Origin of the sequence: Ekhidna algicida (genome assembly GCF_051379705.1) — a bacterium.
In the GTDB taxonomy this organism is placed as follows: Bacteria; Bacteroidota; Bacteroidia; order Cytophagales; family Cyclobacteriaceae; genus Ekhidna.
Genome location: NZ_CP179868.1, coordinates 85,101 through 109,759 on the forward strand (window position 1 = coordinate 85,101; position 24,659 = coordinate 109,759).

Consider the following 24,659-nt stretch of genomic DNA (forward strand, 5'->3'; position numbering starts at 1 on the left):
CGCAGGGTATTAAATAAGAGGGCAGCTAGTGCGCGTTTGCAACGCGTACTTAGTAGTTTCAGATTTGAAATAGCCCCGATTCACAGACGCGGACCACCGGAAAGTTGCACCTAGGCCCTGCACTTTAGACTGTAAGCTCCCACTAACGGACTAATCATGTATACAATCTGTGTACACGCCAGTCAAATACCCTTTTTTGGGTAGGTGGCCTTTGGATTGGAGCCACCAAGTTTGCAGAATATTAAATTATTAAATTTTTAAAAAATGAGTTTAAAGTATTCAGTTATTGCTCGGAAAAACCCGAGGGATAGCACAGCACCGGAGAAGTATTATCCACTATCTCTATCTACAGGTGTATCGGATTTTAAGAGCCTTGCCAGGCGTATTCAAAAGCATACCGGGCAAAGCTATGCTGATGTAACAGGTGTACTTGCTGCATTGGAAGATGTCTTACCTGAGGAATTATTAGCAGGTAAGATTGTAAGGTTGGGATCGTTGGGAAGTTTTTATACAACATTCAAATCGAAACCAAGTGATGCGCCGGAAGATGTTTCTTCTAATAATATTCTCGAAGCACGCATCCGCTATCGCCCGGACAGATCTTTGCTGTCTGAAGTTAATAATGGTGCGCGTTTTGAGAAGGTAAGCGTACCAACAAGTTGAACACCCTGATTTACAGGTATGTCTAAGCGTAGCATTTGCTACGCTTTTTTTCTTTTTTTTAATAGGTTAGGCTGAGATGAATCAGTACGAAAATGAAAAATACACATTGGGTTATGGTGACGATTTGAAGTTAAGAATGACATTGTATATCAGGAATTACACCAACTGGCGCGGAAGTTACTTCCGTGCCTAATTGTTTAAAGTAAATAACAAAGCTTACCATAAGTAGACTTCAAATCCTACGGTTGTAATACTAAACTTGCTGTATTCTTGAAACATGAGCGAGAAATACAAGATCAGAGATCAAGAAAGAATCTATTTCATTACTTTCAGTGTAGTTCAGTGGATCGATGTTTTTACACGGTCTGAGTATAAGGATCTATTGATTGCTAGCCTTGACTTCTGTATTCAAGAGAAAGGATTAGAAATTTATTCATGGTGCATTATGACCAATCATTTGCATTTAATTGTTGGTCGTTGTGGAGAATCGAAGATCGAAGAAATTGTAAGGGATTTTAAGAAGTATACTTCAGTTGCATTGATAAAAGCGATTGAGAATAATCCAACAGAGAGTAGAAAGGAGTGGTTGTTGTGGATGTTTAGAAAACTAGCTGAGCGAAGTTCAAAACATCAAAAGTATTGTTTTTGGCAAAACGAATATCATCCTATTGAGTTGAGTGACACAACTATGATGCAGCAAAAGCTTGACTATATTCATGCTAACCCAGTGGTTTCAGGTTTAGTAGAAGAACCTGAATATTGGAAATATAGTAGTGCTATCGATTATGCAGGAGGAAAGGGATTGCTAAGTATTAAATTTGTGGAATAGATAGGAAGCACGGAAGTAACTTCCGCGCTAGTGGAGGTATCGGATTTTAAGAGCCTTGCCAGGCGTATTCAAAAGCATACAGGGCAAAGCTATGCTGATGTAACAGGTGTACTTGCTGCATTGGAGGATGTCTTACCTGAGGAATTATTAGCAGGTAAGATTGTAAGGTTGGGATCGTTGGGAAGTTTTTATACAACATTCAAATCGAAACCAAGTGATGCGCCGGAAGATGTTTCTTCTAATAATATTCTCGAAGCACGCATCCGCTATCGCCCGGACAGATCTTTGCTGTCTGAGGTTAATAATGGTGCGCGCTTTGAGAAAGTGAGCGTACCAACCAGTTGAACACCCTGATATACAGGTAAGTCTAAGCGTAGCATTTGCTACGCTTTTTCTATTTGTGTTATCCATAACCAAGAGGTCAATCGAAGCATGACCAAACTCCACTATCGCAACAACCCAATTGCGCCATGTTCACCAAATTATATCTTGTTTGATTGATCAGCATTATCATAAGCCTTAAACTTGCGCTTTGAACTACCAAACTTTTAGTATGCCTAAGACCTTTCATATTTTTTATGCCCTAGTCGCCTTTGCTATATTCTTTAATACCTCTGCTCAGGAAAAATACCTGGCTTTTGAGGATGTGAAATTTAATTCTGTAAGAGAACAGAACACCATTCGTGGGGTGTTGGATGGGGAGTCTGATTTATTTGATGGATTTCTAGTAATAGCTCCGGAGGATAGCGCAAAGTACACTAAATGGAAGGCGTATTACGAAAGTGAGATGGCGAAGCTAAAGGTTAGGAAGGTTCCTAAAAAACTAGAGAAGGACGTAAAATATATTTACAACCAGCTGCATGAAAAATTTTTGAGAAAATATGAATACCTCGCTTTCTATGATCAGATTTTTGAGCAGGGTGTCTATAACTGTGTGACGGCAGTTGCATTATATGCTTTGTCATTCGAAGAGTTGGGTATTCCCTACAGTATTAAGGAAACGCCCACTCACGTGTACATCGTGGTAGATCCTGAAGAGTCACAGCTGCTGATTGAAACGACAGATCCGGTAAGCGGTTTCAAATCCTTTAGTCCGGGCTTCAAAGAAAATTTTGTGGCACAACTGGCCATGATGAAGCTGGTCGATCAAAGTGATGTCAACTCCAAAGGATTGTATCCGATTTTTGATGAGTTTTACTTTGGAGGTGCTGATCTTACACTTGAGCAGCTGATAGGGATTCAGTATTACAATAAGGGATTGGACTTGCTTGATAAGAAGGAATATCACAAGGCCTGGAAGGAGCTTTCCAAAGCTCAACTTTTTCATAGTACAGATCAGCTGGATGGTGCACTCTTTGTGTCAATGATAAACGTATTGTCAGGCAGTGATTATACCGATTGGAATGACATCAAACTACTTCCTTTCCTTACCCGATTTGAATCTTTTGATGTTAAAAACACCAACATATTGGGTGAGTTTTCCAGAATGATTAGTCATGTATTGTCTGATAGAAATGAAAGCGAGCTGGCAGAAAAAGCCTATCAATACTTTATTGCCAACAGCAATAATGAGAAGATCAACACGGATGTTACATTTACCTATCATTATGAAGTAGGCAGAAAAAGTTATAATCGTGCCAACTACGCAGAGGCGTTTGATTCCATTATAAAAGCTTATAAAGCCAAGCCCGGGAATGAAAGTGCAGAAAGACTACTTACCGAATCTTTTCGACTAGCACACATTAATAAACCCACCTCAGAAACGTTGGCAACTCTCGATACATTGATGAATCAAAATGATGAGTTGCAGACCAACAATCACCTGAACACGATGTTGCTCAACTTATACCTCATGCAGATGGGAGAAGATTTTGAATCTCGCAGAGCTGTCAACGGGAATAAAATGAAAGAGCAGTTTGAAGAAAAAATAGAAGGAAACGACAGCTTCATTTATGACAAATACATTCTTTCTAATGCATATTCAAAGGCGGCTGTATACTATTTCAAACGAGGCTATACGTCTCGTGCTCGCGCCATCATTCAAAAAGGACTTGAGTTCGTCCCAGATAGTTATGAGCTAAAATCCAGGCTTAGGATGATTAGCAGATAGACTGATCAAAAATCAATGGCAAGGTTGATACTGGTTTCGGTTATATACGGATTCGCATATAGAGTAATATACTTGCCAACTAACTTCAATTTTTCCATTTTGAAAGTGCCGGGCATAGGTCGATAGACAATCCGACCCTTACCATTCTTTTTTTCTATTTCCACATTTTCGACATGCATAAAGCCATCGATTAGTTGTCCATAATAATAAGTTCCCCTTGCTGGCTGCTTGTCAAAGTACACCTCTACAATGTATTCACCGTTTGTTTTAAGATTATCATACTGTCTTACAATTAGGTTTGGGTAGTTTTTTCGTTGCTTTCCACTTTTGTTGAATTCTACCAGGCCTGCACGTGGATAATCTTTCTTATACTCCAGGTACGATTGTACTTTTCCGTTTTCCCAGTATTTGGTTCGTTTTCCTTCCTTTCGTCCATTCTTATAGTTGAACTCGAGGTACTTATTGCCGTTTTCGTAATACTGAATGGCCTTTTCTTTCGTACCATGGTTATAGGCTATTTCTGTTTTTAACGTGCCATCAGGGTAGTAGTTCTTTGAAAGTCCATGTCTGTTGTTTGTTGTGTCAACCTGTATTTCTGATTTCAGGGTTCCGTTATCATAATACGTTTTTATGAGGGATGGATCTTCGTTTTCTTCGGAGGAAAAAAATGCCGCATTTATCTGGTCACAGGCAGAGATCAGTAATAGGCAAAAGGTCAGGTTAATGAGTGTCTTCATACTTGTTGATTAGAATTCAAATTTAATTGAAGATGTTGGATAAGGGAATTGTGGATAATTATTTACCGATTTGGCAAGATTATATTGAAGTGGATAGAATAAGTATTGCATTAAGTAAGCCGAAGGCTTTAATAGGTTAGTGCCTTTTTAAAGAGTGTAATGGTACGTCACTAGTTGATATGAGAATGCTGAATGAATGCAAGGTGATTAGAAGATATAATAAGCAAATCCAAAATAGCTTATCCAGCTAACATGCGTTTTTTCAATGCGCGCTTAAGCGATATTAGACTTGAAATGGACGCACTCCAAAGAAGGAGCGGATTATGCCATTCATTAATTTTTTCGAGGTGGAATAGAATTAGATTGAAATCACTTCTGACGCTATCAATTTTTGTATATAACTAATTGATTGATAATTATTTAAATGCAATTTGTCATCATTGCCATCACCCAAAAAACGATATTTAATAATTCATAATTTACGCTTGACGTTATATAAAATAAGCCTTTCTGTTTGGGAGATTCATTGAAATATAATACTTTGCAATCGCCTTATTTACACCACTGAATCTGGCCCGAAACTTACTTAAACATCTAATGAAGAGATTTTTTTTTATGGCAATCGTTGTTGCCATCATTACCCCATGTTATAGTCAAACGATGCCTTCAGCATCATCCCTGTCAACAGTAAAAGGCATCAACCTTCCGGTAAACAAGTACAACGGAACAGCATCAGTTTCTGTACCACTTTACACCGCTCCTCTATTGAAAGGTGGAGGCATCAATGTAGGACTTAGTTACACTACAAGCGGCATTAAAGTGAACGAAGCATCAGGACCCGTTGGGCTGGGCTGGCAGCTCATCGCAGGAGGTAAAATCACACGCGTGATGATGGGACATCCGGATGAATACTCTGATTTCAATACGTCCAAAACTGTTGACAATCTGGCCAACGTTCATTATGGCTATCAGGACACAGAAAAGGATATCTTTTATTTTGAGTACCCCGGCGGTGGTGGTCGATTCATCTTTGGAGATGGTTTTTATACAGCATGTAACCCAACAGATTGTACGCTGCAATGTGATTCTCAAGCTTGTTTAGAAGCTTATAATGATTGTGTCCGCGCATCAAACAGGTCATGCAGCGGGGGAGAGATCACCTTCGACCAGATTCACACATTACCTGGCTCCGACATGCATATCTCATTTCACTATACTGATAAGCTCAATTCATACTTTGTGATTACAGATATGTATGGAAACCAATATACGTTTGGGAACGGCCTGAATTCATCCGGAAATCCCGATGCTCAGGAAGTGACTATTTCCGAGAGAAGCAATTTGAATCAGTCAGGTTATGATCCATCGCTACGTGAGGAGTACATCTCAACATGGCACCTGACAGAAATTGATCATGCAGGATTATCAGATTCACACAACACAATCTTTACCTATGGAAACAGTGAAAGTACTGAGGTAGTCGAAGAAGGGGCTGAAACACAGTTTAATGCCGTTGATGTTGCTAATCCTAACATATTGGGAGTTGTTGACCAACAGGTAACTCAAACAAAGACTACTACACAGGTTCGTAGGTTAACTGAAATCGAGACCTCAATGGCAAAAATTACCTTCGAATATGGAGATCGAAATGACGTCAATGGAGGCAAGAAGGTAACCGCCATCTCCCTGTTAGATGGAATTGGAAATGAAGTATCTAAAACCGAGTTTGAGTATCTAAACAGCAATGCGGCTTCCTCTTACAAGTATGATCAAATTTATTCCAGTCCTCCTCCTTCCGAATCTTTATATCGATTGATGCTTAAGACCATTACAAAAGATGGCTTACCCATTAGGCAGTTCAAATATAAAAACGAGGAAAGTGACCTGTTTCAGTTACCGCCAAGAGGATCCTATTACACAGACCATTGGGGGTATTACAACGGAGGGACACAGCATGGAGGTACGTACCTTCCATATCCTGATTTGGAGGAAGAAGAATATGTCCTGGATAAGGGAATACTCAAACTAGTCACACTTGTCCTTCCAGGCATGGACAAGAGCAGCAGCCCAGCTGCAAAAGCCAACATCCTGACAGAAGTATCATATCCCTCAGGTGGTTATACCAAATTCAGATATGGAATTCACCCGAACGGAGGAGGTGTACGCGTTTCTCGCATCGAACAATATAACGAACATGGTGTGATGGTCAATGGATCTGAGTACGAGTATTTTGATGAGGATACAGATAATTTCATTAGAGGACCAATACCTCGGTACTTGAAATTTATGGAAAGGTCTGAACATACGATGTACGTACCAGGTGAAGTTGAGATTGGAGGTGTTATAGTGGATGTAGAAGTTCCAGTAGTAGAAGATAGGTATAAGTTCATCTTGTTTCCATCGGCAGAATCTTTAACATTCGATTTGAATGGTCCCTCGCATGGTTATAAGCGCGTGAAAGTAACTAACCAACTAACTGATGCACACACTATTCATCATTTTACTGAATTCGACGAGGAAGTTGCGCCAACCAAAAAACAGTTTACTGTGGATATATTAATTGATGGCATAGATCAAAGTGGAATCGATGCTAACCAATCGCCATTTAGTTCAACTGACTTAAACTACTTCAACCGTGGATTAGAGAACAAAACAGAAGTTTTTGATGAGTCCGGGGACTTGGTTTCTACGATAGTCACAAACTATGAGCATACAGGTCCACAGTATATGACGAAATCCATGAAGGTAGAATTCCTAAGGAACAATCCTCTAGAGTACTTCTTTGATTTAATTACCGGAACCAACTTCTCTTTATTAACTTCAGAATATGACATAGAAGTCAAAACCTTACGATTAGCCGGAACTGTAGTCACAACCAATGATCAGGACGGAGAGGTCACGGAGACAAAGACATTTGATTATGCTTCCAACCATCCGTCGCTTCCGGTGGAAGTGAATACCGAGTTATCGACTGGGCATTTTACCAAAAAGCTTATCAGTTATCCCTTTAGTGATCATACAGATGTAATCTCGAAGTTCGAAGATCAAAGTGTACTTACTCAAATGGTCAATGATGGAATGATTGGAATTCCTACCATGGAGGAAAATAAGATCAAATATCCAAATGATAATTCTTATAAAACGTCAGGCGTCAGATTAACCACATTCAAAAGTTTTGGAAGTAAACGACTTCCACATCAGTCGTACGCGTTGGCCATCGAGTCACCTGGTGCCTGGATAGCTGATGATTTGATTTTGACGAGCACCAATGACTACAAATCATCCGGTCAGCTAAAGAGCAAAATAGGTCGCTCAGAAATCGAGACTAGATATGATTATAACGCTGATGGCTATTTGTCTAGCGTTACAGCAGATAATGGAGTTGAACAACAAACAACAAACTATATCTATGAGAGCTTAGTAGGAGTAAGTAGTGTACAAGGTCCTGATGGACGCAGTGTTAGCTACGAATATGATGAATTGAACAGACTCTATCTTATCAGAGATCAAGATCAGAATATCATTAAACGGTACAGGTATAATTATGCCGGTGATATTGTGAAGTCAAGCAATTATGGTGACATAAGTGCTACACTTACGGTTTCTTTCCCGCGCTTAGCAGGAACACCTATTTATTTCAATGCTTCAGATATTATAATGTTTGGATCAGCATCAATGTGGTGGAGTATTGAAGGGACAAACTATTTTGATGACGGTACATCAGTAAGTCACACATTCAACACTTCAGGGGAATATTCACCGAGCTTTACCATTGATAATCCAGAGTACGCTCAACCTAAAATTTTTAATGCACTCAACATTACGGTTTACAATGACTATTGGAAGTTGAATCCAATGGATGGACCTGGTCAGACGTGTACTTACCCTGATGCACAAATTGATCCAAATCAGGAAACCGAATTTGATGATTTGACTTATTCAATATCTACCATTGCAGGTACTTATGACTGTGCAGGGGCAGCTCCAATCGAGTTTGAGTGGACATATGATAAAGGTAATGGCCCGGTAGTGTTTGGAACCGGGTATGAAGCAACGCTTCCAAATGTAATTCACGATGTGCCGGGTACTGCGACGATAAAAGTCACTGCAACCGATCAATGTGGTCAAGTAGAATTTGCTACAAAAACATTGACAATTAATGTCTGGAGCGAAAGCTGTTCTGGAGGAACCAGTGGTCCAGGTGATGACGATGATAATGGCGATGGCGATGGAGGCGGCGGACCTGCCAACCCCTGGGGTGTAGTTATTACCGGTAATGGCAATCAATCAATATGTCCAAATAGTGAAGAACCATCATCGTTTACGTTTGGCTCACAAATCGATGAAGGCGATCATACTTGCGGAACGACAAGCTATACCTATACCTGGGATTACGAAGTGAACGGACAATCCTACTCTTTAGGAGGAGGTGTCACCAAAACAATTTCGCGGAGCACATTGCTGACCAATGGCACTATAAACGATACCTATGTAATAACCTTGACGGTTTCAGATGGTTGTGGCGAAACCAAAACCTATACGACCAATTTGACCTTTAAGCTTAACTGTTAATAATATGAAGAAAATCAACAACCTTATCCTTGGAGGAATGTTAATGCTAAGCCTGAATTCCAGCGCTCAGCAAACATCAAACCTGGTAGGCAGCTGGGAATTGAACTTTCAAGAAACACTGAACTTGATGAATTCGGAGACAAAGTCAAAATACGATAGTATTGAGACATCCTTTCAGGCGCAGATTCAAAACCAACTTTCTTCACAATCTTTCACTTTTAACTCAGATACCACATTTCAGGTTTCTGCAGGCGGATATACGAATAGCGGTGATTGGAATATAGATAATGGTCAGTTGATTCTTACTTTTTCAAACGGCGCGCAAACCATACAGACAATCGAATCATTAAGTCAAAGTCACCTGATCCTCGAAATTGATAGCGACCCCAATTCCGACATATTATTCAAAAGAATTCACCTGTCAAAAATCTCAAACTAGCATTTATGTACCGCAGCTTATTACTTCTTGCCATTCTTTTTGCTTCTGTTTCAACCTATTCCCAATGTATTATTTGTCCACCGGACAAACCAATTGATGATGGAGGTGGAGGCAGTGGAGGCGGTGGAACCGGTGGAGGTGGTGGAACCGGTGGCGGAGGAAGTTCTCTGACATTAACATTTTCCGGAGAGGAAAATCCGACCTACAACAGTACTTATACATACAGTGTAGAAGTTTTATCTGGTTTTCATCAAAGCTCTTCCTACACTGTTTCTGGAGGACAAAAAATTTCCGAAAGCCTTGGATCCATTCAGGTTAAATGGAATCAATATGGTAATAAATGGGTGAAGGTAACTGCCCAAATTGGAGGAAATTATCATGACAAAACAGTAAATGTAAACGTGACTGGACCTTTAACTGCGGGTTCAATCAGCGCTTCATCGTCAGCAAATGTCTGTTACAACAGAAATCCTTCAAATATCAATAATAATGTAGCGGCATCAGGCGGGGATGGGACTCATAGTTATACATGGCAACAAAGCACCAACGGTGGAAGCTCTTGGAGCAATGCTGGAGGTGCAACATCAGCACCTACTTCATTTAACCCTCCAAGTCTCACTTCCAATAGAAAATACAGAAGAAAAGTTACGTCGAATGGACAAACTAAATACAGTAATGTCATCAGCTACAGTGTATATGATGAATTGGATCCACGGACTATAACATATACTGGAGGTAATGTAAATCCAGGAGGATCTGTATCGATGACAGGTGTCGAAGCTACAGGTGGAACTGAAACATATGCTTATCAGTGGCGGAAGAAAACAACAGGTGGTTATAGCAATATTTCGGGTAAGACCGGAAAAAATTTAGGATCTGTCACACAACATGTCACTACAACATACCAACGAAAAGTTACTTCATGTGGTACAAAATATTCCAATGAAATTACGGTCACCTCAAACTTGGTGGCCGGAGGTATAAGCTCCAGTTCCGGAACTCAACTCTATTATGGTCAAGATCCTGATCCAATCACACATGCAGCTGCCACAGGTGGTGATGGATCGTATGTGTATCAGTGGAGGGTTAGTGATAATCAAGGAGCCTCGTGGACAAATCTGGGTTCGACTACCACGTCCCCTCAAGCATATGACCCACCGGCCCTCACTTCTGAAACATGGTATAGGATAAGAGTCACTTCTGATGGCGTTATAAAGTCTAAAACGATTAAGTTCCTGGTGTACCCCGAGCTGGTAAACTATGATATTAATTACACGGGTCCGTCTGTAATTCCTATGGGTGAAACAGTGTCAATTACAGGTAGCACTCCATTCGGAGGGTCAGGAAGCTATGCCTATCAATGGCAGAGAAAGACGACTGGCAGCTATGAAGACATTCCGGGAGCTACCGGTAAAAACCTAGCAGCTATCGTTCAAGATGTTACCACTACATACAAGCGAATAACTATGGCAGCTCAGATCGAAGAGTCTGACGGAGTTATGGTTGAGACCCAATTGAACCCTGGAAATATTGGGGCCGACATGTATTTGTGCGATGGCGACCCCACGATCATCAATAGTGTTGAAGACGCCAGTGGAGGGAGCGGAGAATACACCTATGCGTGGTATAGAAGTGCCATCAATGGAGAACTCGATCTTTGGGAAGGAGTGGGAGGTAATTACAAAAATTATGACCGCCAGCTGACAGCAGAATCAGAGCCACGACTTTATAAACGTACGGTGACCTCAGGAAATGTGACCATGGAAAGCAATATCATTTTAGTTACGCCCATGACACTGGAAAATGGAGGAACCCTGACATATACAGGAGGAAATGTTCCACAGGGCGCTACACCTTCCGTAATAACCGGAAATGATATTGATCTGGACGAAGGACTTTCAGGTGTCATGTATCAATGGAGCAAAAAGACATTGTCTGAATCGACCTTCGCGCCGATATCGGGAGCTGATGATATTAGCTACACGCCAACTGAACCTCTAAACGAGCCTACATATTTTCAACGGACAGCTACGCTTTGTGGGATCAACAAGTCAGCGGAGGTTTTCATAGACCTGGAATACCCACCACTTTTGGTAGGATCACTTACACCTACCGACACCTACTTCTGCTACGATTGTGATCCCGGAGCGATCGTTGGTGATGAACCTACCGGAGGCACCGGAACCTATGAGTATCAGTGGCAAGTACAAACTAAGTTTACAGGTGAGTGGGTGGACATAGAAGGATTTGAAGATAGTCAATCCAAAGATTTTGATCCGGAGGCACCCGGCTCATCGACCTTCGCCACCTTGTGGACCTATAGAAGGGTGGTTACTTCCTACAACCAGACAGTAGCCAATGACCCGGTTATCATCAGAAGAGATATACGAGTGACTCCCGGCGAAATTACCTATCCTACTAACCCATGCATGAACACCCCAATAGGCCTTATAAGAGGATATGAACCCAGCGGAGGTATGGGCGGATACACTTACAGTTGGGAGGTGAATGATGGATCAGGATCGGGTTATCAACCCCTGGCAAGTGGACTTACGGATCCCAACATACAATATTCGGGTACGCTCACACAAGAGATTAAGTTTAAGCGATCAGTCACTGCATCAGACGGAACAACCGCCACTACTTCAGAATTGGTGATAACGCCTTACGATTGCTCACCTGACGACTTTAACTATGTCAGGGTAGAAGTTCCTAAATCGCCGGTGAGCTCAGGACTTTCTTTGACAAATCTGACACCCACAGACAAATCTGTCAGCTACAGCTATTCAGACGGAGCAGGAAGACCGACTGTGACGGTGGCAGTTGCCGCCGGACAAAATCAGGAAGATATTGTGGCTTTCAATCACTACAGTATAAGTGACGGAAGACAAGATAAATCGTATCTTCCTTTTTACAGTGACTCTTCTATTCCCGGCATGACGTTCACACAACCGGAACCTGCACAGGAAGATTTTTATGCCAATGCAGAAGGGATCACACATGATACACACCCGTTCTCCAAGCGAACCTTCGACAGCAGGGGAAGGATAAAAACCTCTACCTCAGTTGGACAGGAATGGCACACCAATAACAAGCACACGACCTACGGATATAAGTATTATAAGCCAGGTACAGATGACGCCATTGGTACATGGAAAATAGTGAACGGACTGCCGGTCAATGACGGAATTTATGGGAACAATGAAGTGAAGCTGAGTGTGGTCATCGATGTGGAAGATAGAAAGTCGCGAACAGCAGTGGACCCATTGGGTCGGCCTATCACCAGCCAGCTGTATGATGAGGCAGCCGGAAAGTGGTTTGGTTCATACAATGTGTACGACGACTATGGCCGGGTTCGCTTTGTGATTCCTGCCGCACTCACCAGCACCATTACAGACGCTGCCCAGCTCGGTAGCCTGACACAAGAACAGGTGGACGAGCAAGTATTCCAATACGAGTACGATCGCTATGGACGTGTGATCCGGAAGAAAGATCCGGGTGCCGGTTGGATTGAATACATCTACGATCAGTGGGATCGTCTCGTCCTTAGTCGACATGCTGCTCAGCAACTGGATGGGGTTGACTCCTGGACGTTTACCAAGTATGACGCGTGGAATCGTCCGGTTTACTCCGGACAGGTCGTTACTGGTTTATCCACTCAGGATTTGCGAGATGATGCAGATAATGTCGTGACAAACAACCTGGCACGTTATGAAGATACAGCCAATAGCATGGTGGGCTACACATTGAATAGTGCCTTTCCAAATTTGGGAAGCGCTGACTTCACCACTTATGAAATTCATTCCATTAGCTATTACAACAACTACAACTTCCTAACAAACACGAATTGGGATACGGAAGGTGAAGACTTCACCTTTGGCATGCCGGCAGGTTTTACAGGAGATAGTACAACAAACGTACTCAACCAGGTAACAGGAAGTAAAACTCTGGTATTAGGCACAGCAGATAAGTGGCTCAACTCAGTGGTGTACTACGATGATCGCCTGCGCGTGATTCAGACAATCACGGAAAACCATCTGGGTGGAACCGAACGACTGTCTAATGAGATGGACTGGAAAGGTGAGCTGAAAAAGATGATGGTGGAGCATAGCAGCAACACGGAAAATGTGAGCATCATTACCGAGTATGAGTATGCCCACAACGGACAATTGTTGAAGACCTGGCAGACTATCAATGAGCCGGGTAATACAGGCGATCGGGTGCTGGTGGCTGAATACCACTATAATGTACTGGGACAACTCACCGAGAAGAACCTGCACTCTACCGACGAAACCTCCTTCCTGCAATCAGTGGATTATGATTACAACATCAAAGGATGGGTGTCATCAATCAATGATGCAGGACTGACAGACGGAGAAGATGACATCTTCGGGATGGAATTCAATTACACGGCTGACGTGATTGTGAATGGCGAAACCATCAATGGACGGTACGATGGCAATCTCACGTCTATGAACTGGAATACCGATAAAGATCCACTCAACGGTGGCGATGTAGCTGGTCAGGCCATCACCGCCTATACCTATGATGAGCGCAACCGTTTAACTAATAGCAATTATGCGACGGACAACTCTGGCAGCTGGACAGGCAATGGTGGCGACTATGATATGAACGCTACCTATGACGATAGCGGTAATATGGATCAGATTAGTCGCAACGCGACAGGAAATCAGATTGACAACATTCAATATTCATATGAGGCCGGTACGCACCGGTTAGAGAAAGTTGAAGAGCTGTCTGCGCATGCCGATAGCGACAAAGGCTTCAATGACAAAATAGATATGATTACGGAGTATACCTATGATGCGATGGGCAACATGACCTCCGACCAAAACAAAGAGATTGTAGCGATTAACTACAACCACTTGCAACTCGTAGAATCCATCGTTTTTGGTGATGGCACCATGATATCCTATGTCTATGACGCAGGAGGCGGCCGACTAAGCAAGACCATCACCGATGGAGGAGGGAACGAACTAGGAAAGGTAGACTATGCCGGATTGATCGAGTACAACGACGGCAAAGTGAATCAGGTAGCGACAGCAGAAGGCAGAGCCTACAAGCAAAACAATGCCTATCACTACGAGTACTTCCTGACAGATCAGCAAGGCAACAACCGTGTAGCGTTTGGGTATCTGCCGGAGCGAAAGGTGATCACAGCTACGATGGAGACTGAAAATCCTGAGTTTGACTGGAATGGAGTCAGCCGACTGGCTGAAGAGAATCATACACCTACGGGAACACTCAGTGTGGCGCTGAACAACGCAGTAGGAAGAACACTAGGGCCAGCGAAGGTGCTGGACATCCAAACAGGCGATGAAGTAGCCATCGATGTGTGGGCACGATATAAAGATGCGCTTGGCACAGCCAACGCCTTTGGCAGTGTATTGAACTCCTTACTTGCGATGACAGGAGGAACAACCACCGACGGAGGTGTAGGAGAGGGACTTAACAATACCTTAGGTTCAGGTGGAACCAATCCATTTCCTGTCGTAGGAAATCCTTCAAGCAGCTCAGATGCACCGGATGCTTATCTGGCCTACTTGTTCTTTGATGAGAACTACAACTATGTAGATGCGCTATCGAGCTATCAGGCAGTAACCGATGCTTCGCTTGAAGCTTGGGCTAAGCTGGAAACGCCAGAAAAACTCGTCTTTGATCAGCCGGGCTACCTGTTTGTGTATGTAGCCAACGAAAGCCTGGAAGATCAGGAAGTGTACTTTGATGACTTGCGCATCGTACATGAAAACAGCACAGCAAGCTTTAAGGTGACGCAGGTAAACGAATACTATCCGTACGGTATGCAGACGGACAAGTCGTGGAGAGCCGATGGCTACATCGATCCACAGCTGATGTATCAGAGTGGCTATGCGAGCTACGATAGCCTCACAGGCTACTATGACTTCTTGTTTAGAAGCTATGATCCTGCATTAGGCAGATTCTTTGCGTTTGATCCGATGGCTGCTAGCACACCGAGTTATTCACCGTATCATGCGAATTTCAATAATCCGATCAGCTTTACGGATCCGCTTGGGTTGAGTCCGAGGGATGGAAGGTTTAAGGATTTTGGAGGTATAGGTGGTGGTGATGATTTCAATTCAGATATGCTGTCACCATTTGGTACTGAAGACCCCAGTCGAGCAGATTATTATGAAGCATCTTACTTTAAATGGCAGGCAGATGAGGCGTTTAGAAAGTACTTGCTAGGTGTGGTGGAATATCTGATTAATACAGAATTTGGTGGTCAGTGGTCTCAAAATGGTGGAATGTCGGTTTTTAATAATTCAGGACAGGCTAGGGAAGCTCTTAAAAAGTATAATAACAGGCACTGGAAATCAACTGCTTATACAGCAGGCGCTCTGAAAGGTAAAGGTGTTGGATTACCTGTGGCAGATATTACGGGAGGGCCTGATTTGACTCCAATAGCAACTGGAACAGATACAGGGGCAACAGGAACAACGCCTCCTTCAGTATCTGTTGATTTAGAGATGGGTGGTCAAGCAAATGGGAGTGGTCTTATCGACTTAGCTAGTGGAAGTTCAGGACAAGAAATAGCTGACTATCTGAGAGATTATAGAATAGCAAGGAGAGAAGGTTTAGCTACAGGTGATAAAGCGAATATTCCTCCTGCCCCTTATCTTCATGATTTTATAGATGTTGAAACTAGATTTGGTAATTTAGGAGATGCAACAGGATTTGGTGGGATGGCAAGCACAACATCTGGTCACAGGACTGTCAACGGAAATTCTATTGAAGTAATTGTTATTCCAAGGATAGCAGATTTTGATGGAAACTATAATCCAAATACGACTAATAATCGGGTTGGCGGTTTTAGGTTCAGTGAAATACAGATAAGGAGTGGGTTAATTTATTCTGAGGCTATTGTTAAAAATGCTTCAAGCCAGGGCTTAATAGTTTTCAGATTTAGAAATCAGAGATCGGAAGCAAGAGCGTTGTTTAATTACATAAGAGGGCAGTAAAGATGAAGGTATTTCTATTTACAACAATGGTCATTTTATTGGGGGTAATGCCTTGTCTCGGCAACGTGATAGAAAATGAATTTGAGTTTGATTCTTTAGAATATAAAGCATTGGTTTGTTTGATAGATGAACTAACTTCTAAAAGTTATCTGAATAAAGATGTTCTTATTCCCCTAGATTTTGAAGAAGATTTTGAGGACTTTAAATCAAGCGATTTATATAGTAATGAATATCTCTGTTTGATTACGGAACCAGAAGATATTTATGATCCTGCTTACGTTGGTTTTTCAAAGCAACTCTCAGATAATTTGAGAGTTGCTAAAGACAGTACGAGAAAAGGTTATGTTCCTAAAGAATTTTCTCCCCCTGAAAATGTATCTGTTGTTAACTATAAGAAGTTTATTGATCTAAAAAATACAAATTCATATCTATTTACAGTACGACAGCATATTAGGTACGAGGATATTAGTTTGGTACAAATCCACGTAACGCCTTATGAAAAGTCCTACAACCCTTTTGAATATACATTTTATATGTACTTTAACAGAGGACAATTAGTCAATTGGAATATAACAATTGAAGAAGACTTGGACTTTGATATTGATTGTTAATCTAAACTAGGCGTAGGATGTACACAAAAAATAGACTCTAGGCGTCAATGGTGGGATGGTGTTGTTCAGACTGTTGGTCCATACATACCAAGATGATGGGTAAGATTTATGACATGGACAGTTTTGGGAAATTAATAACCGAAATAATTGATCGTGGATACGATATTGATTACCCCAACTGGCGCGGAAGTTACTTCCGTGCCTAATTGTTTAAAGTAAATAACAAAGCTTACCATAAGTAGACTTCCACAGCTACCGCAAGTCTTCCAGCTAGGGTTGTGTGATGGCGTGACTTGTGGTCGGTTTAAGTAAAACACATCAAAGCCCACCTTCATAGTTTTTTCTTCCCCTCAGAGTCACCCCAGGGCTGGGAGAGAAGGGAGGACTCTGAGGAATCACTGTTAGCAGTATATTAGCTGATGTATCAGAGTGGCTATGCAAGCTACGATAGCCTGACGGGCTACTATGACTTCTTGTTTAGAAGCTATGATCCTGCATTAGGCAGATTCTTTGCGTTTGATCCGATGGCTGCTAGCACACCGAGTTATTCGCCTTATCATGCGAACTTCAACAATCCGATCAGTTTTACTGATCCGCTTGGGTTGAGTCCGAGGGATAGTAGGTTTAAAGATTTTGGAGGGTTTAATAGTGGAGATGGACTCTCAAATGATGATGGTTGGATGACTATGGAACCTTTGGGTTTTATTAACGCCTTAAGTGGACCAGACGTTACTCGAGTTAGACCTCTTTCAAATATCGTGAAGAATTTAATGGGAAGTGATTTTGGTGGAAGCTGGTCACAGGGTGGTGGATTTACTTATTTTGGTTCTCAATTGGAGGCTGAAAATGCAGTAGATAGATATTTCAATCATCATGGTTGGCAAAGTGTGAAAGGAGGCAGATCAGGCTTTAAGGGTAGATTCATGTTAGAAAATAATAAGCAAAAATTTGATATGATTATGAATGATATTGAAGCTGATGTTTCAAGTGGACAAGGTGATATAGTTGCTTCATTAGGCCCAGGTGATTGTCCTGTATGTGATGCAGTTAAGAATCTATGGGATTTAGCTATTACACCATTGATGGGTTATGAACCTGATGATAGTCGTTTTGGTATTACAACCGCTGGCTATGTTTTAGTAACTGATGGATTTGCTGGAGGTGAGGAAACAAGAAAAGTAGACGTTATCCTTGGTGAAATGGAAGTTCCATATTTGAGTGCCATTGGTTATAATAATAAAGGCATTCTAGGAATGTTGGGTAGTTGGTCAGGAGGTGCTGATCTTGGAATGGAATTAGGTGATTTTCTTGATCAGTATTCGGTTTATAAAAAAAATGATTCTACTTGGGTTCTTGAAGTTACCGATGAGGAGTATAAGGTTTTTCAAAGATATTCGAATGGTAATGATACTCTCTTTCTGAAAAGTAGAAACCCACTTTTTAGAGACAGAGGTTTTGATAAAAGAACTGGAACATATATACCAATTGATTAGAAAAAATGGATATTAAAATCAGCTACATAATACTTTCACTGGTTTTTATTTCTTGTGGAAAGAACACAAAAGAAACACACTACTCTAATGGAAGTACACGGGAAGTTGTTGATCTGTTGGATGAGATGAGGCATGGGGATTATTATGCATATCATCAAAATGGTAATTTATGGAAGAGGGGTACGTTTGTTAACGATACCCTTGAGGGTAAAATGTCGATTTATTACTCAAATGGAAAGCTGATGCTAGAACGTAATTACGTCAAGGGAAAAATTGAGGGAAGACAAATTAGTTATTGGCAAAATGGAAAATTTAACGAAATCCTTCATTTTGAAAATGATAAACCACATGGAGACTACTTCTATTTAGATAGCTTAAATGGTGATACCATTGCATTTATGAACTATTTTCAAGACTCAATAAGGTATAAAAAGGTATTTACTTTTAGTGGAAACTTCCAAGAACATTATATGTACTACGATGTTAACTACGATAGCACTTCCGAGGGCAATACGCAGATATGTTTTGAAATATTCTCACCAGTAGATATTGGATTAAGACTTGAAATTGGTGAATTCAATGATGATTATATGATTACCAAAAACTATGATTTGATTAGTACAATTTTTGCCAAAAACACATTTGGAAAATCAATTTGTTATGATCTTTCTAATCATGAATCAGATTATATAAGAGGTAATCTTCTTGAATTTAATAATGAAGGGATGGTATTAGGAGCAGTTTATATTGATGAGCCAATCAAGAAGTCGATAGAATAATCCCTAACCAACACAACCATCCACTCACACTCAATCAAGTAAAACACATCAAAGCCCACCTTCATCGTTTGTTGGTGGGTTTTTTATTGGAGGGGGTGGAGTGGGTAATGCAACAAAATATAACTTTCTAAGATTTCAAGCATTTAAATAAAGGTTTATGTCTTTTTTTGGTAGTAAAGGGGTATGCTAGTGAATATGTTTTAGGCTTAGAAGTTCTTCAAATGGATCAGGTAGACACCTGATGCTATAAACTATAACTTTTAGAAAAATGGAATGTAAATACTGCGGTGGGAAATGTCATAAAAAAGGAGTGATCAACGGCAATCAGCAGTATTGGTGTACGCAATGCCATAAATATCAGCGTGCTGAGTACAAGTATGAGGCATACAAAGTGAGTGATGAGGCCATAGCAAACTTCACCAAAGAAGGAGTAGGTATTCGCAGTGCCAGCAGACTACTAAATATTTCTCAATCAACCGTGATCAGTCGGATTCGCAAGATTGCCACCGACACCAAAAAACCACCTATTTCCCAACTGGCGCGGAAGTTACTTCCGTGCCTTCCGATCCTCCACAGTTGATGTATCAGAGTGGCTATGCGAGCTACGATAGCCTTACAGGCTACTATGACTTCTTGTTTAGAAGCTATGATCCAGCCTTAGGACGGTTCTTTGCGTTTGATCCGATGGCATCAAGCACACCGAGTTATTCTCCGTATCATGCGAACTTCAATAATCCGATCAGTTTTGTTGATCCTCTTGGATTGAGTCCGAGTGACTATAGACTCAAAGACTTTGGTGGTAACGAAAATGCTAATGATGGCATGTATACTGGAGACTTTGGACCTGGAATGTTGGGATCAGGAGGATTAGGAAATATTAATGCTTTAGCAGGACCTGATGCGGTTTATGGTCAAGCGAATTGGGCAATACAAAATGGGTTCTGGGATGCAATACCTGATGGCTATTACGTTAATGATGGAGGTGGTAATTTTGAACGAGTTTCCAATAAGCGTCGGGTGAAAATTTACGTGGTGGAAACTGGTAGCGGCGTTTATTGGACACCTTTTAGGGAAAATTTTGAAGGTATAGATGGAATATTAAGGGTAGATCAAGATTGGATAACTGGGAAACAGGCTGAGGAATTGCTTCAACAATCTGGGGGGAATACTACAGTTTACGTTGAAGAGGATGGGGTTGGTCATGTGTATGTTGATGTAGATGGGACTGTGTATTCATATGGTAGGTATTTAGGATCTGATTCTCCCATGTTGGGTGAATTTGGTCCTGTAGGTCCTGGTGTTTTAATTAAGCTGAAGGGTTCTGCTGCTAAGAATTTCATTAAGACTAGAACTGAAAAGTATCCTACACGAACATTTTCATTTAATGGGGATACTAAAGCTATACGAGGATTCTTTGATAATTTATACAATAGTGGAACTCCAATAGAAGGAAGACCTTCTAGCAGAGTTGTTGATAGGTACTATTTGTTAGGTAATAATTGCACCACTGGGGTATGTAATGGATTGAGAGCTGGAGGAATAAATGTTCCAGTCATTCAAACTCCAGCTGCATTCATACGACACATGATGAACTACTACAATCAATCAACCATTCCAATAACAAATCCTAGAATAAGATGAGATTTAAAAAAATAATTATACTGGCAACAATTTTTATACTGCTTATTGAATTATATGGAATTTTTAATTTGAACGTAAGCTATAAATATGAGGTCGATCATATGGAAACTCTTAATGATTTAGGCGAAGCTGATGATAGGATAGAACTAGAGAAAAGAAGGGATGAATTAAATAGCCAGTTAAGTTACGGTTACATTCGCCTTTTCTTCGAAACTTTTGTTCTAATTATATTATTTATTCAATTGCGAAGTAATAGATCTAATTCATAGTTCATACTCTAGTACCCTAAGTGGGCTGGATATGCTGTGGCTGCGACAGCTGCGGTAGTAGTGTTGAAACTTTCTGGAGATATTTCTAATCCATTTGGTAATTCAAAAGACTGGACGACTAGTCGTGGAGAGCCTGCAGCATTTCCTACTGCACCTCAAGGCTTTGATCCGAAAAAACCGAATCAATTTCCCGATAGAATAACTAGATGGGGATTTGCAGGGTATTTGGGTTATAAGCTCTATAAGAATTTGGATAAAACAGTTCCTCAGGAGTACATCCCACCGGCTGACAATACTAGGTATGTTATTCCTCGAGTACCAATAATTCAACCAGGAAATTGAAAAGCATTAGCTTATGAATTGGAATTTATGGTCTAAAATATTTGGCTACTCCTGTGGAGCACTGATTGTTATTCACACCTTCTTCTCAGTAGGGTATGGAGAAAACATGATCTTAACAATTTTCGAGATTATGGTTCTAATAGCATTCTTAGTTTCAGAATTAATGGTTTTTTTGAAGAAGCGTGAAGAAAGGAAGTGGAAATAACGAATTGAGAAGGCTCTATCTCTACGAATGGATAATTGCTATTTTTCTATTATTAAACCCAACTGGCGCGGAAGTTACTTCCGTGCCTAATTGTTTAAAGTAAATAACAAAGCTTACCATAAGTAGACTTCCACAGCTACCGCAAGTCTTCCAGCTAGGGTTGTGTGATGGCGTGACTTGTGGTCGGTTTAAGTAAAACACATCAAAGCCCACCTTCATAGTTTTTTCTTCCCCTCAGAGTCACCCCAGGGCTGGGAGAGAAGGGAGGACTCTGAGGAATCACTGTTAGCAGTATATTAGCTGATGTATCAGAGTGGCTATGCGAGCTACGATAGCCTCACAGGCTACTATGACTTCTTGTTTAGAAGCTATGATCCTGCATTAGGCAGATTCTTTGCGTTTGATCCGATGGCTGCCAGCACACCGAGTTATTCTCCGTATCATGCGAACTTCAATAATCCGATCAGCTTTACGGATCCGCTTGGGTTGAGTCCGAATGATGGAAGATTGAAGGATTTTGGCTTTAACAGCGGTGAAGAAGTTAATTTCAGTGAAGGAGTAAGTAGCTATGAGTATTGGGCGCGACCAAGTATGTTTGGTGAAAATATCGGTTCTTCAGTCGGAGATTTCATAGCCGCCATTGTAGGTGAACTCATGAAGTCTGATTTTGGTGGACAATGGACACAAGATGGTGGTATGGTTGCCTACGATGATCCAACTTCATCTGAAAGTGAGAACAATCAAGATGGAAACGGAGATATACAAACAAAACCAGGTGTATTCGGATTTACAGGTGAATCAATTGTGGTTAAGAGTGATGGTGAAAAAAAATCAGAAGAAAGTAGGACAGTGCTGCAAATTGCAAATGATATAGCCTATGAGATAAATGAGTATAACCCTCTAGCAATAGCTATTAATAGTATTCATGCTTATTTTACTGGTAAAGATTGGGAAAGAGGAAATCCAATGTCTGCTGGAGAGGCTTCTTTTAATCTTGCAACAATAATCCCTGTTTTTAAAGTTGGTAAAGTTGTAAAAAAAGGCTTTAACATTACACGAAAAGTAGTTGGCAATCAGGTGCTTTCTGTTTCTGGACACGCTTCTCAACAAGCAATCACTCGAGGATTTAGTCCTGCCAGTATAAAGCATATAATTCAACATGGATCTATTCAAACAAAACTTGGTAAGGGTTTAACTCCACAATTTCACTATAGTTTTGGAGGAAATACCGTTATTGTAAATTCATTAAATGGGAGAATAATAACAATGTTTAGTAGTTCACCTGGGACAAGAAATGGTCTTGGGGCGGGTAATTTCATACCATTTAATATAGGACCTAACTAAAATGGGCAATAAACATAAAAAGGGTTTTACTCCCGATTATTATTTGGTAAACGATGTACTTATGGAATACAACCCTTTAGGTGTTGAAGGACCAGTGTTGTCAACTGAATATGTAAGATATATTCCTGGAATTATCAGTGTCAAAAATGATAAGAAAAAGCTTTTCGACCATATTAAAAATTTACTAGTGGAACTTGATGTAATTGATTTAAATGATGATTTCCATAAAGAATATCTGGAAAAAATATGTTCAGATTTAATGAGGATTTAGCGTAGTGTAGGATACCTCGACAAGTTTAATCATCCACTATTGCTTAATCAAGCAAAACACATCAAAGCCCTCCTCTGGAGATATAGTTCCAGCTTATCGATTGGTTGGAGCAACTTTTATTGGTGATGGTAAAGGAGGAAAGAAAAAGGGCGACATTCCAACATATACATGGGAAAAAAGGAGTAGGAATAAGAAATTTACTCAAGGAAGCGATCCTTGCGGTCCAGGAGGGATTTATTGCAAAGGGAAAGACTATGATTTTAGTGCTCAGGCTTGGATAGACGCTGGTTGGCCAGCATGGGTTTTTGAGTTGTTTGGGCATACCCAACCAGGGGGGATGGTTCAGCACAAGTCACCAGATGGCTTACCTAGTACAGATCCTGGGGTGAGTGCAGATAATGTGACGGGGTGTCAAGATTGTGGATTAAATGCCCCAGGTAGCAGTCCACAGAATTACTATGAGAGATTTAAAGATATAGCAGATGGACTTGTTAGCTATATGGATGGAATGGTTCTAATCAAGAACTACCTTCATATCAAAATCAGAATGGTTACAATTTGATATTTTATGACAGGCCGACTAGACACAATACGAATGGTAGTACATCTTGGCAAGCCGAATTATCGTTAATTGGGAAGTTGAATGGTGTTTATGAGCCGATTTATACGGTGACATATGGTTTCCAAATAAATAGTGGAGTTTTGACGCTAAGCCCAATACAACCGGCAACACCGTCTCAATTTCAGTTAAATCACATTAGATAATATGAAAAAGCTAATATTAATTCTGTTGGTATTACTGGTGATATCATGCCAAGCACAAAAGTCAAAGGATATGGATTACATTAAATTCGAACATGTTGGGGAAAGCGATAAGCCCATTAGAACGCTGATTTTAGCTACAGCCGAGATAGCAGTTTTTAAAGAAAATTTAATTGTTGATTTTGAGGTCGTTTCAGAAGATTCATTTCAGTTAATGAATAAATATATTTCTGATAAGGTAGATGATTTTCAGAGTTTCAGAGAGAGCAAGTTTGAATACGGGTCTTTTAAGATAGTTTCGGTTTATGAAAGCATAACCACTGAATATGTTTTGCAATCAAGTGATGAATCACAATTATATTTTAGAACTTTAATCGAACTATTCGAGAATCAAAATAAGGAGGATAAAGCCTTAAAAGCCTTAGAATCCATTTTGATTCGTTTAAATTAATTCAATGCGTCAGTTCCTGCCTAAGACTGGCTTTAAGTAAGAAAGCAGAGAGTAGATCCATAACAGTTTTTTTCTGGTCATCAGAAAGAGCCAGCTGGCGCAAGCGTTTCGCTTGTGTCCAAAAGAAAATGGAAGCCTCG

At 40.8% G+C, this 24,659-nt stretch carries 19 protein-coding genes; 18 read left to right on the forward strand and 1 reads right to left on the reverse strand.

From position 1 onward, the window contains the following. Nucleotides 1-264: 264 nt before the first annotated feature. The 4 genes from ACL8WY_RS00180 (at nucleotide 265) to ACL8WY_RS00195 (ending at nucleotide 3,602) form a co-directional block, all read left to right on the forward strand. Nucleotides 265-663, forward strand: coding sequence for an HU family DNA-binding protein (locus ACL8WY_RS00180; RefSeq protein ID WP_436516207.1), 399 nt, complete (start codon nucleotides 265-267; stop codon nucleotides 661-663). Nucleotides 664-940: 277 nt separating this feature from the next. Further along, entirely contained in the window at nucleotides 941-1,492 is a 552-nt protein-coding gene (locus tag ACL8WY_RS00185) for an REP-associated tyrosine transposase (protein ID WP_436516208.1), read from the forward strand. A gap of 30 nt (nucleotides 1,493-1,522) precedes the next feature. Further along, nucleotides 1,523-1,837, forward strand: coding sequence for an HU family DNA-binding protein (locus tag ACL8WY_RS00190; protein WP_436516210.1), 315 nt, complete (start codon nucleotides 1,523-1,525; stop codon nucleotides 1,835-1,837). A 208-nt stretch (nucleotides 1,838-2,045) separates the two neighbouring features. Beyond that, nucleotides 2,046-3,602 carry a hypothetical protein gene (locus ACL8WY_RS00195; RefSeq protein ID WP_436516211.1) on the forward strand — a complete coding sequence of 519 codons (1,557 nt, stop codon included), beginning with the start codon at nucleotides 2,046-2,048 and terminating at the stop codon, nucleotides 3,600-3,602. Between the two features lie 5 nt (nucleotides 3,603-3,607). Here ACL8WY_RS00195 and ACL8WY_RS00200 read toward each other — a convergent pair whose 3' ends face one another. Continuing rightward, nucleotides 3,608-4,339 carry a toxin-antitoxin system YwqK family antitoxin gene (locus ACL8WY_RS00200; RefSeq protein WP_436516212.1) on the reverse strand — a complete coding sequence of 244 codons (732 nt, stop codon included), beginning with the start codon at nucleotides 4,337-4,339 and terminating at the stop codon, nucleotides 3,608-3,610. A 597-nt stretch (nucleotides 4,340-4,936) separates the two neighbouring features. Between ACL8WY_RS00200 and ACL8WY_RS00205 the strand changes: the two genes are divergently transcribed. From ACL8WY_RS00205 to ACL8WY_RS00270, 14 genes are all read left to right on the forward strand, one after another. Continuing rightward, nucleotides 4,937-8,911: a hypothetical protein gene (locus ACL8WY_RS00205; RefSeq protein ID WP_436516214.1), complete on the forward strand. Its 3,975-nt coding sequence runs from the start codon at nucleotides 4,937-4,939 to the stop codon at nucleotides 8,909-8,911. Nucleotides 8,912-8,915: 4 nt separating this feature from the next. After that, entirely contained in the window at nucleotides 8,916-9,350 is a 435-nt protein-coding gene (locus tag ACL8WY_RS00210) for a DUF5004 domain-containing protein (protein WP_436516216.1), read from the forward strand. 5 nt (nucleotides 9,351-9,355) lie between these two features. Next, entirely contained in the window at nucleotides 9,356-16,351 is a 6,996-nt protein-coding gene (locus ACL8WY_RS00215; RefSeq protein WP_436516218.1) for a DUF6443 domain-containing protein, read from the forward strand. A 2-nt stretch (nucleotides 16,352-16,353) separates the two neighbouring features. Next, complete coding sequence (locus tag ACL8WY_RS00220) at nucleotides 16,354-16,962, forward strand: hypothetical protein (protein ID WP_436516219.1); 609 nt, start codon at nucleotides 16,354-16,356, stop codon at nucleotides 16,960-16,962. A 419-nt stretch (nucleotides 16,963-17,381) separates the two neighbouring features. Further along, complete coding sequence (locus ACL8WY_RS00225) at nucleotides 17,382-18,455, forward strand: RHS repeat-associated core domain-containing protein (RefSeq protein WP_436516221.1); 1,074 nt, start codon at nucleotides 17,382-17,384, stop codon at nucleotides 18,453-18,455. Between the two features lie 5 nt (nucleotides 18,456-18,460). Further along, a complete protein-coding gene (locus tag ACL8WY_RS00230; RefSeq protein WP_436516222.1) occupies nucleotides 18,461-19,234 on the forward strand; it encodes a toxin-antitoxin system YwqK family antitoxin in 774 nt (257 codons plus the stop codon). Nucleotides 19,235-19,502: 268 nt separating this feature from the next. Beyond that, nucleotides 19,503-19,814, forward strand: a complete 312-nt coding sequence (locus tag ACL8WY_RS00235; RefSeq protein ID WP_436516224.1) for a transposase — start codon at nucleotides 19,503-19,505, stop codon at nucleotides 19,812-19,814. Then, the gene (locus ACL8WY_RS00240; RefSeq protein WP_436516226.1) at nucleotides 19,814-20,875 is read left to right on the forward strand and encodes an RHS repeat-associated core domain-containing protein; all 1,062 of its coding nucleotides are present in this window, start codon (nucleotides 19,814-19,816) and stop codon (nucleotides 20,873-20,875) included. The genes ACL8WY_RS00235 and ACL8WY_RS00240 overlap by 1 nt, the downstream gene beginning before the upstream one ends. A gap of 305 nt (nucleotides 20,876-21,180) precedes the next feature. Continuing rightward, a complete protein-coding gene (locus ACL8WY_RS00245; RefSeq protein WP_436516228.1) occupies nucleotides 21,181-21,486 on the forward strand; it encodes a hypothetical protein in 306 nt (101 codons plus the stop codon). Between the two features lie 13 nt (nucleotides 21,487-21,499). Further along, nucleotides 21,500-21,691, forward strand: coding sequence for a hypothetical protein (locus ACL8WY_RS00250; protein ID WP_436516229.1), 192 nt, complete (start codon nucleotides 21,500-21,502; stop codon nucleotides 21,689-21,691). Nucleotides 21,692-21,994: 303 nt separating this feature from the next. After that, nucleotides 21,995-23,035 (forward strand): RHS repeat domain-containing protein, encoded by a 1,041-nt coding sequence (locus ACL8WY_RS00255; RefSeq protein ID WP_436516231.1) that lies wholly within the window; start codon nucleotides 21,995-21,997, stop codon nucleotides 23,033-23,035. A gap of 1 nt (nucleotide 23,036) precedes the next feature. Next, nucleotides 23,037-23,306, forward strand: a complete 270-nt coding sequence (locus ACL8WY_RS00260; RefSeq protein WP_436516232.1) for a hypothetical protein — start codon at nucleotides 23,037-23,039, stop codon at nucleotides 23,304-23,306. Nucleotides 23,307-23,406: 100 nt separating this feature from the next. Next, the gene (locus ACL8WY_RS00265) at nucleotides 23,407-23,868 is read left to right on the forward strand and encodes a hypothetical protein (protein ID WP_436516233.1); all 462 of its coding nucleotides are present in this window, start codon (nucleotides 23,407-23,409) and stop codon (nucleotides 23,866-23,868) included. Between the two features lie 204 nt (nucleotides 23,869-24,072). Continuing rightward, nucleotides 24,073-24,519, forward strand: a complete 447-nt coding sequence (locus tag ACL8WY_RS00270) for a hypothetical protein (RefSeq protein ID WP_436516234.1) — start codon at nucleotides 24,073-24,075, stop codon at nucleotides 24,517-24,519. Nucleotides 24,520-24,659: the final 140 nt, after the last annotated feature.

Coding starts and splice junctions, on each gene's coding strand:
- ACL8WY_RS00180 (WP_436516207.1), top strand. CDS start 265: ATGAGTTTAAAGTATTCAGTTATTGCTCGGAAAAACCCGAGGGATAGC.
- ACL8WY_RS00185 (WP_436516208.1), top strand. CDS start 941: ATGAGCGAGAAATACAAGATCAGAGATCAAGAAAGAATCTATTTCATT.
- ACL8WY_RS00195 (WP_436516211.1), top strand. CDS start 2,046: ATGCCTAAGACCTTTCATATTTTTTATGCCCTAGTCGCCTTTGCTATA.
- ACL8WY_RS00200 (WP_436516212.1), bottom strand. CDS start 4,339: ATGAAGACACTCATTAACCTGACCTTTTGCCTATTACTGATCTCTGCC.
- ACL8WY_RS00205 (WP_436516214.1), top strand. CDS start 4,937: ATGAAGAGATTTTTTTTTATGGCAATCGTTGTTGCCATCATTACCCCA.
- ACL8WY_RS00210 (WP_436516216.1), top strand. CDS start 8,916: ATGAAGAAAATCAACAACCTTATCCTTGGAGGAATGTTAATGCTAAGC.
- ACL8WY_RS00215 (WP_436516218.1), top strand. CDS start 9,356: ATGTACCGCAGCTTATTACTTCTTGCCATTCTTTTTGCTTCTGTTTCA.
- ACL8WY_RS00220 (WP_436516219.1), top strand. CDS start 16,354: ATGAAGGTATTTCTATTTACAACAATGGTCATTTTATTGGGGGTAATG.
- ACL8WY_RS00225 (WP_436516221.1), top strand. CDS start 17,382: ATGTATCAGAGTGGCTATGCAAGCTACGATAGCCTGACGGGCTACTAT.
- ACL8WY_RS00230 (WP_436516222.1), top strand. CDS start 18,461: ATGGATATTAAAATCAGCTACATAATACTTTCACTGGTTTTTATTTCT.
- ACL8WY_RS00235 (WP_436516224.1), top strand. CDS start 19,503: ATGGAATGTAAATACTGCGGTGGGAAATGTCATAAAAAAGGAGTGATC.
- ACL8WY_RS00240 (WP_436516226.1), top strand. CDS start 19,814: ATGTATCAGAGTGGCTATGCGAGCTACGATAGCCTTACAGGCTACTAT.
- ACL8WY_RS00250 (WP_436516229.1), top strand. CDS start 21,500: ATGAATTGGAATTTATGGTCTAAAATATTTGGCTACTCCTGTGGAGCA.
- ACL8WY_RS00255 (WP_436516231.1), top strand. CDS start 21,995: ATGTATCAGAGTGGCTATGCGAGCTACGATAGCCTCACAGGCTACTAT.
- ACL8WY_RS00260 (WP_436516232.1), top strand. CDS start 23,037: ATGGGCAATAAACATAAAAAGGGTTTTACTCCCGATTATTATTTGGTA.
- ACL8WY_RS00270 (WP_436516234.1), top strand. CDS start 24,073: ATGAAAAAGCTAATATTAATTCTGTTGGTATTACTGGTGATATCATGC.